Here is an 11,974-nt window from a genome sequence, read left to right as displayed (position 1 = left end):
GGCAATATGGACCGCACCGGACCGCACCGGCGACAGCGCATGGGCGAGGGCGCGGGAGGAAGAAGCATGCTTTGCGGCGTCCTGCGACCAGCGCGGGCTTTCCCGAGGCGCGTTCGGCGGAGGGCTGCCGATTGCCCCGAAGCGGGTTGGCTCCGTTCGCGAGCGGCCGGACAGGTCCTGGCGGGACCGCTCCTGGCTTTCGCCCCCGCTCAGCGCACCGGGATGATGTCGGGGGCGCCGAGCCGTACCGCGTCGGCGGTCTGGTCGTCCGGCTGTTGCTGGGCCTCGCGTTCGGCCGCCACCCGCTTCAGGTAGTGGTCGACTTCGCGGTCCTGCTGCGCCCGGTCCCACCCGAGGTGAGGTGCCATCAGTTCGGCGACGGTGCGCGCCGCGTCCACGCCGCGGTCCCAGGACTCGATGGAAATCCGGGTACGCCGGGCGAGCACATCGTCCAGATGGCGGGCTCCCTCATGGGTCACCGCGTACACGGCCTCGGCGCGCAGATAATCGTCGGAGCTCGGCAACGGCTCGCCGAGCGAGGCGTCGGCCGTGACCATGTTGAGCAGTTCGTGCACCAGGGAGCCGTAGCGGTTCAGCAGGTGCTCGATGCGGGCGACATGCAGCCCGGAGCGCTCGGCGAGTCTGTGCCGGGAGTTCCACAGGGCCGGATAGCCGTCGGCGCCGAGCAGCGGAACGCGCTGCGTGACGCAGTCGGCCACCTTCTCGTCCAGCCCGCGGGCCGCCTCGTCGACCGCGTCCTTGGCCATCACCCGGTAGGTCGTGTACTTGCCGCCCGCCACCACGACGAGTCCGGGGACCGGATGCGCGACCAGGTGCTCCCGGGAGAGCTTGCTGGTCTCCGCGGCCTCTCCGGACAGGAGCGGGCGCAGACCGGCGTACACGCCCTCGACGTCCTCCGCGGCCAGCGGCGTGACCAGAACGCGGTTGACGTGTTCCAGCAGGTAGCTGACGTCCTTGGAACTCAGCGCGGGATGGGCCTTGTCCAGTTTCCAGTCGGTGTCGGTCGTCCCGATGATCCAGTGCCGCCCCCAGGGAATGACGAACAGCACGCTCTTCTCGGTGCGCAGGATCAGCCCGGTGTGGGAGATGATCCGGTCACGCGGGACCAGCAGATGCACGCCCTTGGAGGCGCGGACGTGGAACTGGCCGCGGGTGCCGGCCATGGTCTGGGTGTCGTCCGTCCACACGCCGGTCGCGTTGATGACCTGCTTGGCGGACACCTCGGTCTCCTTGCCGGTTTCCAGGTCCGTGACCACGGCGCCCACCACGCGCTCGCCCTGGCGCAGGAAGCGGCTGACGCGCGTGCGATTGGCGGCCAGTGCCCCGTAGGCGGCTGCCGTACGGGTGAGGAACATGGTGTGCCGGGCATCGTCGACCTGGGCGTCCCAGTACTGGATCGCGCCGGCCAGTGCGTCGGAACGCAGCGCGGGCGCCTCGCGCAGGGCCTGGCGCTTGAGCAGGTGGCGGTGGCGCGGCAGGCCGCTGGAGGTGCCCGAGGCCGCGGCCATGGTGTCGTAGAGCAGCACGCCGACGCCGACATACGGGCGCTCCCAGACCCGGTGTTGAAGCGGGTAGAGGAAGGGCACCGGCCGCACCAGATGCGGGGCCAAGAGCTGGAGTAGCAGTCCGCGCTCCTTGAGCGCTTCGGCGACCAGCCGGAAGTCCAGCATCTCGAGGTAGCGCAGGCCGCCGTGAATCAGCTTGCTGGAGCGGCTGGAAGTGCCCGAGGCCCAGTCCCGGGCTTCGACGAGGCCGACCCGCAGGCCCCGGGTGGCGGCATCCAGGGCTGCCCCGGAGCCCACGACACCGCCACCGACGACCAGGACGTCCAGCTCGCCCTCCCCCAACCTGACGAGGGCCTCCGCGCGTGCCTCGGGCGACAGAGCCACCGGATTCACCATCGGACTCCTATCGGACTCCTAATCGTGCTGCGGTCGTGCGCTGCGCACGTGGCCGGTGGCGTCCGCGTCCCACGGGCGCCACCGGCCGTGGGCCTAATCGACCTTGGCCCAGTCGAGCGTGCGCTCCACCGCCTTCTTCCAGCCCGCGTATCCTTCCTCGCGCTGCTCCTCGGACCACTGCGGCTCCCAGCGCTTGGACTCCTGCCAGTGGGTGCGCAGCTCCTCGGCGTCCCCCCAGAAGCCGGTGGCCAGACCGGCCGCGTAGGCGGCACCGAGCGCGGTGGTCTCGGCGACGACCGGGCGGCTGACCGGTACGCCGAGGACATTGGCCTGGATCTGCATGCACAGGTCGTTGGCCGTCACGCCGCCGTCGACCTTGAGCACGTCCAGATGGACGCCGGAGTCCTGCTCCATTGCCTCCACCACGTCGCGGCTCTGGTAGCAGATGGCTTCCAGGGTGGCGCGCGCCAGGTGGCCGTTGTCGTTGTACCGGGCGAGGCCGACGATCGCGCCGCGGGCGTCGGAGCGCCAGTACGGGGCGAACAGGCCCGAGAAGGCGGGAACGAAATACATGCCGCCGTTGTCCTCGACCGTGCCGGCCAGCGTCTCGCTCTCGGCGGCGGTCTTGATGATCTTCATCTGGTCGCGCAGCCACTGCACCGCGGACCCGGTGACCGCGATGGACCCTTCCAGGGCGTAGATCGCCGGGCTGTCGCCGAACTGGTACGCCACGGTGGTGAGAAGGCCGTTCTGCGAGCGGACCAGTTCGGTGCCGGTGTTGAGCACCAGGAAGTTGCCGGTGCCGTAGGTGTTCTTGGCTTCGCCGGGCGCGTAGCAGACCTGCCCGACCGTGGCCGCCTGCTGGTCGCCGAGCATCCCGGTGATGGGGATGGCGGCGCGCAGCGGCCGGGAGGTACGGGTCTCGCCGAACGCCTCCCGGTGGGAGGACGGGCTGATGGTGGGCAACATCGCCCGGGGGATGTCGAAGAAGCCCAGCAACTCATCGTCCCAGTCGAGGGTTTCCAGGTTCATCAGCATGGTGCGGCTGGCGTTGGTCACGTCGGTGGCGTGGATTCCGCCCTCGGGGCCGCCGGTGAGGTTCCACAGCACCCAGCAGTCCGTGTTGCCGAAGAGGGCATGGCCCTGCTCGGCCGCCTCGCGGACGCCGTCGACGTTCTCCAGGATCCACTTGATCTTGCCGCCGGAGAAATAGGTGGCCGGCGGCAGGCCCGCCTTGCGGCGGATCACGTCGCCCTGGCCCGAACGTTCCAGGGCGGCCGCGATGGAATCGGTGCGAGTGTCCTGCCAAACGATGGCGTTGTAGTAGGGACGGCCGTTGCGGGGGTCCCAGACGACGGTTGTCTCCCGCTGGTTGGTGATGCCGATCGCCGCCAGGTCGGACGGGGACAGGTTCCCGTGCCGGAGGGCATTCTGGATCACCGAATTGGTGCGTTCCCAGATCTCCACCGGGTCGTGCTCGACCCACCCCGAGCGCGGGAGTATCTGGGCGTGCTCCAGCTGGTGCTTCGCCACTTCGTTGCCGTCATGGTCGAAGATCATGAAACGGGTGCTGGTGGTTCCCTGGTCCACTGCGCCGACGAAGTCCGCCATGGCAATGCCGCCTCTCTTGTGGGATGGACTGGTTGCGGCCTCACGCAGGGCCGGTCAGCCCTCGGGGGTCCGGACGCGTCCGAGGGCTCCGGCTCCGCGGTCGGCAGGAACCGGCTGATGAAGAACGTGTAGAGGAACGCTCCGAGCAGGGCCGCCGATCAGCGGACCGGTGATCGGCACCCAGAAGCAGAAGTTTCGGCACTGATCTCGCCACGCTCCGCCGTACCCGGTGAAGAAGCCGGCCGGCCGGGGACCGAAGTCACGGGCCGGGTTGATTGCGTATCCCGCGTCGGTGCCCCGGGCCATGCCGATGCCTACCAGAACGATGATGAACGGGGCGAGGTTGGCGCCCGGAGGTGTGTTCAGCAGGTTCGTGATCGCCATGATCAGCAGCAGGATCGCGGTGCCGATGACCTGGTCACGGAAGGCGCCCCAGTCGCTGACCGGCAGGTTCGGATTGCCGTTGTCGGGAGGGTGGAGAAAGCGCCCTCGGTCTTGACCGTGTGCCTGAGGTCGGCTGAAAGCTCGCCGACCAGCCCTGGTCTTTTAGGACGCTCAGCCATGGGAGCCCGCTTCCTGCCGGCTCAGGACCGGCCGTCGCTTGCCCGAGTCCCCCAAGACGTCATCGTATGACGATCAAGAGTCCGCCGCATGCGAGGCGGCGTGGCCCCGCACTGAACAGGGCGGAGACCGACGCCCGCGTCGTCGGGGGGAGGGAGAGAGCGGCGCGGGGAGCTCACGGGGCGATGCCGAGCGGCATCTCCGGTTCGAACCCTGACCGCAGCCGTCAGTCGACCTTTGGGGCGCCCGTCAGCGGGAAACCGCAGGTAGGAGCCGTGAAACCGGCTCGATCAGTCCCCGCAGCCAGGGCACATGGCCCCGGCGGACGTGCCCAGGGCTGCAACTTCCCGGAGAGCACCACGATGGTCAGCCGTCACTCAGCTTGCGCAGGCCAGAGGAGTCGAGCCGGCGTTCGCGTCGGGACGCGGTTGTACACGGGTGCGGGAGCTGCTCCGACCCTTGTTCGGGTGATGTTCACGCGTTTTGACAGCACTAGGGTTCTGGCCGGTCCAGCACTTGATGCGCTTGGTGAAAGTGCTCGTCCCACCATGTCGAAGGCAGAGCTGTATGCGGCGGTCCGGCGTAGCCACCGTGGCGGCTTGGCGCGTCGAGATCGGCACTGACTCCTGGCCCGGGCGCAGCACGTGTCGAGGTCGTGCAGCGGTGCGGTGCACGCGAGCGCGCGCAGCCGCCGCGCGAGCCCTTCGTCGGCGGCCGGGGCCTGCGCGGGCCGCGGCCCCGCGCTGAGCTGGGGCGGAACGAAGTCCGTCGAGGCAGGCGAAGTCACGCTGCACAGATTAGGTCCTCGCCCTGACAACGGCCGAAACGGCGCAGAAGCGACCGCCCGGCTACGCTCCGTCCGCGTCCTCCTCCGCGACGAGATGCGCGTACGTCTCGACCAGCTGCACGCGCGAGTCGTCGAGGTAGTCCGCGAGGAGCCGCTCCGTGCCCGACCGGCCCCCCCGCAGGGCTTCTGGAATCGCCCGGTTGCGTACGAGATAAGGCGGGTTTCCTCGGCGAGCAACCGCATCGGGCTGCGTACCGAAGGGCCGTCCCTGGAGCGCGGTCTACGAGGCGAACTCCCCAGCGAGGTCATGGTGCTGGAGGCCGTCCAGGTGCCGCCGGACGGCTGCCCGGTGGTCTTTCTCGCCGACCATCCCACCACCGGCGGCTATCCGGTGGTGGCGGTGGTCGACGAACGGGATCTCGCGGCGGCGGCACAGACCGTGCCCGGCACACCAGTGCGTTCCGTACCGGTTCGCTTCGCCCGCTCCACCGACTACGACCCGGGCGTGCCGTAGCCCCCGCCGCCGGGCGTGTGCATCACGAGGACGTCCCCGGGGCCGACGTCCACCGAGTCCACGCCGTGCAGCTCCGTCACGCTTCCGTCGGCACGCTCCACGAGATTGCGGCCGAGCGCTCCCGGCTCGCCGCCCGCCATGCCGTACGGCGGAACGCGTCGGTGCCCGGTGAGCAGCGCCACCGTCATCGGCTCCAGGAAGCGGATTTTGCGGACGACTCCGCGGCCGCCGCTCCAGCGTCCCCGGCCGCCGCTGCCCGTCCGTACCGCGAAGGCGTCTACGCGCACCGGGTAGCGCCACTCCAGCACTTCGGGGTCGGTGAGGCGCGAGTTGGTCATATGGGTCTGCACGGCGTCGGCGCCGTCGAAGCCGTCGCCCGCGCCGGAGCCGCTGGCCACCGTCTCGTAGTACTGCACACGGTCATTGCCGAAGGTCAGATTGTTCATCGTGCCCGAGCCCTCGGCCTGGACGCCGAGCGCGGCGTACAGCGCGCCGGTGACGGCCTGCGAGGTCTCCACATTGCCGGCAACGGTTGCCGCGGGGTGGGCGGGGGCGAGCATCGAACCGTCCGGCACGCGCACCTCCAGCGGCTCCAGGCTTCCGCTGTTGAGGGGGATGTCCTCCTTCACCAGCGTGCGGAACACGTACAGTACCGCCGCCATTACGACGGACGTGGGGGCGTTGAAATTCCCCGGCTGCTGCGGCGATGTGCCGGTGAAGTCGATGACGGCGCTGCGCGCCTCGCGGTCCACGCGCAGGGCCACCTGGATGACGGCGCCGTTGTCGGTCTCGTAGCGGTACTCGCCGTCGCTGAGACCGGCGACGATCCGGCGCACCGACTCCTCGGCGTTGTCCCGCACATGCCGCATATAGGCATGGACCACGTCGAGCCCGAACTCGTCGACCATGCGGCGCAGTTCGGCGATGCCCTTCTCGTTGGCGGCGATCTGGGCGCGCAGGTCGGCCAGGTTGGTGTCGGGCGCGCGGGACGGATATGCGGCGGTGGTCAGCAGTTCCCGCGTCTCGGCCTCGCGCAGCTGCCCGTCCCGCACGAGCAGCCAGTTGTCGAACTGCACGCCCTCCTCGTCGATGGTGCTGCTGAAGGCGGGCATGGAGCCGGGGGTGATGCCGCCGATCTCGGCGTGGTGCCCGCGCGAGGCCACCAGGAAGCGCAGCTCATCGCCGTCGAACACGGGCGTCACGACGGTCACATCGGGCAGATGCGTGCCGCCGTGGTAAGGGTCGTTGATCGCGTAGACATCGCCCGGCCGCATCCCTCCCCTGTCCCTGTTGCGGCGCAGCACCTCCTTGATGGACTCCCCCATCGAGCCGAGATGTACGGGGATGTGCGGAGCGTTGGCGACCAGGTTGCCTTGTTCGTCGAACAGGGCGCAGGAGAAGTCGAGCCGTTCCTTGATGTTGACGGAGTGGGCGGTGTTCTCCAGCCGGACGCCCATCTGCTCGGCGATGGCCATGAAGAGGTTGTTGAAGACCTCCAGGAGAACCGGGTCCACATCGGTGCCGACTGCGGTCTTGCCCGGACGTGGGCGTACGCGCGTCAGCAGCAACTGCCCGTTCTCGTCGACGACGGCACGCCAGCCGGGGTCGACGACGGTGGTGGCATCGGCTTCGGCGATGATCGCGGGTCCTTCGACGGTGTCCCCGGGGCCCAGATCCCGGCGCCGGTACAGGGGCGTCTCGCGCCGCTCGCCGTCCACGAACATCCGCACCGTGGCGCGGGGGGCGAACTCGCGGTCGCTCTTGGTCTCGTCGACGACGTACGCGCCGTGTTCACCCGCCGTGCCCACGGCCTCGACCGAGACCGCCTCGATGACCACTGGCTTGTCCATGGTGAACGCGTAACGCGCGTGGTGGGTCCTCTCGAATGCCTCCTTCATGGCCGTGACGGTGTCCAGCGGCACGGGCAGGCTTGCGTCCGTGCCCGCGTAACGGAGCAGCACGCGCGCGTGCGTGCTGATCGCGTCGTCCGGGATGTTGTCGTCGCGCAGTTCGGCGCGGGTGCGGGCGGCGAGCTCGTCGCAGAGTGTGCGTACGCGCGTGACTGCCCGCTTGTCCAGCCCCGCCTCCACGGACTGCTCGCGCATGGCGGTCGCGTCGGCGAGACCGATGCCGTACGCGGAGAGCACTCCGGCCAGCGGCGGCACGAGCACGGTGTTGACGCCCAGGGCGTCGGCGACCGCGCAGGCGTGCTGGCCACCCGCCCCACCGAAGGAGGTGAGGGCATAGCGGGTGATGTCGTGGCCGCGCTGTACGGAGATCTTCTTGACGGCGTTCGCCATGTTGAGGACGGCGATCTCCAGGAAACCCGCGGCGACTTCTTCGGGAGTGCGCTTGGTGCCGCTCTCCTCGTGCACCTCCTCGGCGAGCCCGGCGAAACGCTCGCGCACGATGTCGGCGTCCAGGGGCTGGTCGCCGCCGGGACCGAAGACGGCGGGGAAGTGGTCGGGCTGGATGCGGCCGAGCATCACGTTGGCGTCGGTGACGGTGAGGGGGCCGCCGCGGCGGTAGCAGGCGGGACCAGGGACGGCGCCCGCGGAGTCGGGGCCGACGCGGTAGCGGCGGCCGTCGAAGTGGAGAACGGACCCGCCGCCGGCCGCGACGGTGTGGATGTTCATCATGGGCGCGCGCATGCGGACGCCCGCTACCTGGGTGCCGAGCTCGCGCTCGAACTCGCCGGCGTAGTGCGACACATCGGTGGATGTGCCGCCCATGTCGAAGCCGATGACTCGGCCGAATCCGGCCTGCTCGGAGGTGCGGGCCATGCCGACGACGCCGCCGGCCGGCCCTGACAGCACGGCGTCCTTGCCACGGAAGTTGGCTGCTTCGCGCAGGCCGCCGTTGGACTGCATGAACATCAGGCGGATGCCGCCCAGTTCGGCGGCGACCTCGTCGACGTACCGCCGCAGGATCGGTGACAGATAAGCATCCACGACGGTGGTGTCGCCGCGGGGTACGAGTTTGATCAGCGGGCTGACCTCGTGGGAGCTGCTGACCTGGGTGAAGCCGAGGTCACGGGCGGCTTGGGCGATCCGGCTCTCGTGGGCGGGGTGGCGGTAGCCGTGCAGCAGTACGACGGCGGCGCTGAGGAAGCCGTCGGCGCGGGCCTGCTTCAACTGCTCGGTGACAGCTTCCAGATCGAGCGGCCGGACGGTCTCGCCGTGCGCGTCGAGGCGTTCGGGCGCCTCGATGACGCGCTCGTACACCGCCTCGGGCAGCACGATCCGGCGGTCGAAGAGCCGGGGCCGGTTCTGGTAGGCGATGCGCAGGGCGTCCCGGAAACCCTCGGTGATGACAAGGACGGTCGGCTCGCCACGGCGCTCCAGCAGGGCGTTGGTGGCGACTGTCGTGCCCATCTTCACACTGTCGACCTGGTCGGCCGGGACGGGCTCGTCCGGGCCGACGCCGAGCAGCAGCCGGACCCCGGCGACGGCCGCGTCCCGGTACCGCTCTGGGTTGTGCGAGAGCAGTTTCCGGGTCACGAGCCGTCCGTCGGGACGTTTGCCCACGATGTCGGTGAAGGTGCCGCCACGGTCGATCCAGAACTCCCAGCGCCCTGTCATTCCCCCATTGTGGCAAGGGGACCGTCCAGTGACACGGCGGCGAGCGCGGCCAAGAGCGCGTGTTCGGCGCTGCGGTCGAGCCGTGCGCTGGGGCCGCGGGCCCAGTGGCGTACCTCCGCGCCCGCCAAGCCGCTTCAGCTGCGGCAGCAGGTCGGTGCAGCGGCGCGCCACCCGTGCGGTGCCGGCCGTGGCGAGCCACAGTACGGACGCGGACCGGCTCGGCGGCGGCTGCTCGGGCTCGCCGCCGGGCGCCGTCCCCGACCGCCGAGGCGCTCCCGGTGACGCGTTGACGTACCGGGACACCTCGTCGGTCAGGCACTCGGGGTCTGGCAGACGGGGCAGAGCTCGTAGCGGCAGTCGTTCACCACGCTCCCCCAGCCGCGGCACTCGTCGCAGTCGCGAGCTAGGGCGATGTTCGCTCGGGGGGCAGGAGCGTTGGGGTGGGCTCCAGTGGTCATCAGGTCATTTTCCTCGGGTAGAGGGCTACGCATAGTAAAACTATGACATTCTGCGCATAAATATGCAAACCCGCAGTGAGCCCTTGGGTCCGGCGCGGTGGACAAGTCGGCCCCCGTGCGCTCAGCCGATGCCTGTCAGCGCGCCTGCCCAGGCATGCAGTTTTTGTTGAACGAGCAGTTCAGCCAGGCGTTCACGATGCACGGCACCGTGATGCTGCTGTGGGCTTGATCCGCTCTGACGGACATCCGAGATCAGGGGTTCAGCCCCGGGAGGACCCTCGCCGCTCGTTCACGCCGGAGTTCAAGGCCGAGATCGTCGAGCTGTGCCGTCGCGGTGACCGCTCGGTCGGTCAGATCGCCAAAGACTTCGATCTGACCGAGACCGCGGTGCATGACTGGGTGAAGCAGGCTGAGGTCGACGCGGGCGAGCGCGACGGGCTGACCAGCAGTGAACGTGAGGAACTGACCGCGCTGCGGCGGGAGAACCGCCGCCTGCGGGAGGACGTCGACATCCTCAAGCGGGCCACGGCTTTCTTCGTGAAGGAGACCCGGTGACGGTGCACCCGTTCATCGAGGCGGAGAAGCAGGGCGGTCATATCGTCAAAGGGCGTGTGAGCTGCTGAGCGTCTCCCGGCCCGCCTTCTCGCCCGCCGCACCGGCAAGCCTGGTCCCCGGCTGCTCCGCGACGCTGAACTCGCGGAGCAGATCACCGACGTCCACATGAGATCGCGTGGAATCTACGGCGCACCGCGTGTTCATGCCGTGCTCCAGCGGGAAGGCGCCGGATGCCGCCGGACTGCAGGGCGGGCATCGCAGCCGACGGCACTGACCACGATCGCCGAATCGCTGGCTGCCTCCCGGCCCGATCACATTGTCCGGAGCTTCCAGCTCGACCCCACCAGGCTGGATGCCCGCTGGTGCGGCCTGCGAACCGATCCGGTCGCCGATGCCCTTAAGGTCGCCTGCCGCCAGAGTCGCTCCACCCATCCGGTGATCCTCCACTCGGATCGCGGCTGCCTGTACACCAGCCGGCAATTCGCGGCTCCGGCCGACGAGTTCGGAGTTCGGCTGTCGGTTGGCCGCAAAAACGGACAGTACCGGGACAACGCGCCCGCCGAGTCGTTCTTCGCCACCATCAAGCGCGAGTTGCTCGGCATCGCCGCCTGGCCCAGCATGGCCGCCGCGCTCGCACCGCGGTCTTCGACTTCATCGAGAGCCGGTACAACTGCGTCGTCTGTACAGCAGCCTTGGTTACTCCGGTCCCGCCGACTACGAGACCGCACTCGCAGCCTGACCACCACACCAATGGTGCCCGTCACAGCGGAACAAGCTCAGCGCTGATGTTCGCTACACGCTTTTCGCCGGCCTCACGAACTGGATCATGCCGCTGCAGACCGGCGCGCCTGATGTGGCGTCCCCCGGTGGAACGCGCTCGCGGCGGTTCCGTGTTGCGTCCTGCTGGGCAGTACATCTAGGGCTCTTCGGTGGCGGGTCCTTCTTCGGTCAACCCGCTCCTGGCCTTGATCACCGGAGTGATGAGCAGGTCGTACACGACGATACCGATGACTCCGCCGATGAGTGGACCGACAATGGGAATCCACCAGTAGCCGCTGAACCATTCGAAACTCCCGGGGAGAGCAATAGATCCCCAGCCTTCGAAGAATGTGAACAATCGGGGGCCGAAGTCCCGTGCGGGATTGATCGCGTACCCGGCGTTGGTGCCGAAAGTCAAACCGATCGCGACGACCACCAGGCCGATGAGGAACGGGCCGAGATTGGACATCGGAGCCGTATTGCGGGTGTCGATGAGTGCACAGATCAGCAGAAGCAGGATTCCGGTCCCCACGATCTGGTCGAGCAGGGGTCCCCACCATGAACCTCCGAAGTATTCGGCGGGGAATGTGGCGAAGATCGAATATGTGCCGAGAGATTTGTCCCGCGGGACTCCCGCCTTGGCGTTGGCCGCGTCGATCGCCCACCTGTAGGACGCGTAGACGAGCGCGGCGGCGACGAAGGCGCCCACGACCTGCGCCAGCCAGTAGGGCAGGACCTTCCGCCAGGGGAAATCCCTTCGAACCGCGAAGGCGAGGGTCACTGCGGGGTTGAGGTGGGCGCCGCTGATGCCACCGGCCACGTATACGCCGAATACCACGGCGAGGCCCCAGCCCCACGAGATGATGAGCCAGTTGTCGGCCCCGAAGTCGGCGGTTTGTCGGCCTGAGCCGGGCAGACCGACGACTGCGACGGCCACCGACCCGATGCCCAGCAGAAGCAGGACGAACGTTCCCAGGAACTCGGCAATCATCTCACCGCCGAGGCCTTCTCGATAACCGCGTCGATGCACAGTGCGTTCAGCCATCGGCTCTCCCTGGTCGGAATGGAACATACCTGCCATCGGAAACGTAGGCGGAGGGGAGCCCAGCGGAGTGAGCCTGCTGGCGAGTCCCCAGAATTTCCCCCCTGTGGAGCACAGCCGAGCTGCGCCAATTGCCCGGCGGAGCGCTGAGCCGAGCCGGGGATCGCCGAACGGCCCACAAATC

6 protein-coding genes and 3 pseudogenes are annotated in these 11,974 nt (G+C 68.9%); 3 read left to right on the top strand and 6 right to left on the bottom strand.

The genetic code is table 11. The features are described from left to right. Window positions 1-209: 209 nt before the first annotated feature. From ACH492_RS10750 to ACH492_RS10740, 3 genes and pseudogenes are all read right to left on the bottom strand, one after another. Entirely contained in the window at window positions 210-1,922 is a 1,713-nt protein-coding gene (locus tag ACH492_RS10750) for a glycerol-3-phosphate dehydrogenase/oxidase (RefSeq protein ID WP_398984942.1), read from the bottom strand. Between the two features lie 93 nt (window positions 1,923-2,015). After that, window positions 2,016-3,533 carry a glycerol kinase GlpK gene (glpK, locus tag ACH492_RS10745; RefSeq protein WP_398984940.1) on the bottom strand — a complete coding sequence of 506 codons (1,518 nt, stop codon included), beginning with the start codon at window positions 3,531-3,533 and terminating at the stop codon, window positions 2,016-2,018. 54 nt (window positions 3,534-3,587) lie between these two features. Next, window positions 3,588-4,051: pseudogene (locus ACH492_RS10740) on the bottom strand (MIP/aquaporin family protein); the annotation flags it as partial. A gap of 1,047 nt (window positions 4,052-5,098) precedes the next feature. Between ACH492_RS10740 and ACH492_RS10735 the strand changes: the two are divergent. Continuing rightward, window positions 5,099-5,395 (top strand): annotated as a pseudogene (locus tag ACH492_RS10735) (hypothetical protein); the annotation flags it as partial. Here ACH492_RS10735 and ACH492_RS10730 read toward each other — a convergent pair. Both ACH492_RS10730 and ACH492_RS10725 read right to left on the bottom strand, forming a co-directional pair. Further along, window positions 5,374-8,976, bottom strand: a complete 3,603-nt coding sequence (locus ACH492_RS10730) for a hydantoinase B/oxoprolinase family protein (RefSeq protein ID WP_398984938.1) — start codon at window positions 8,974-8,976, stop codon at window positions 5,374-5,376. The pseudogene ACH492_RS10735 and the gene ACH492_RS10730 sit on opposite strands and share 22 nt — an antisense overlap. Then, window positions 8,973-9,237, bottom strand: a pseudogene (locus tag ACH492_RS10725) (hypothetical protein); the annotation flags it as partial. The gene ACH492_RS10730 and the pseudogene ACH492_RS10725, both read right to left, overlap by 4 nt. Window positions 9,238-9,659: 422 nt before the next feature. Here ACH492_RS10725 and ACH492_RS10720 point away from each other — a divergent pair. Together ACH492_RS10720 and ACH492_RS10715 are read left to right on the top strand one after the other, a co-directional pair. Next, window positions 9,660-9,989: a transposase gene (locus ACH492_RS10720; RefSeq protein ID WP_398984936.1), complete on the top strand. Its 330-nt coding sequence runs from the start codon at window positions 9,660-9,662 to the stop codon at window positions 9,987-9,989. Between the two features lie 165 nt (window positions 9,990-10,154). Continuing rightward, entirely contained in the window at window positions 10,155-10,775 is a 621-nt protein-coding gene (locus ACH492_RS10715; RefSeq protein ID WP_398984933.1) for a hypothetical protein, read from the top strand. A 130-nt stretch (window positions 10,776-10,905) separates the two neighbouring features. On the opposite strand, the gene ACH492_RS10710 is transcribed toward ACH492_RS10715, so the two are convergent. Next, window positions 10,906-11,793 (bottom strand): MIP/aquaporin family protein, encoded by an 888-nt coding sequence (locus ACH492_RS10710; protein ID WP_398984931.1) that lies wholly within the window; start codon window positions 11,791-11,793, stop codon window positions 10,906-10,908. Between the last annotated feature and the right edge of the window lie 181 nt (window positions 11,794-11,974).

Source organism: Streptomyces sp. NPDC019443, from assembly GCF_044389785.1.
Lineage (GTDB): Bacteria > Actinomycetota > Actinomycetes > Streptomycetales > Streptomycetaceae > Streptomyces.
This window is presented reverse-complemented; position numbering and strand designations above follow the sequence as displayed.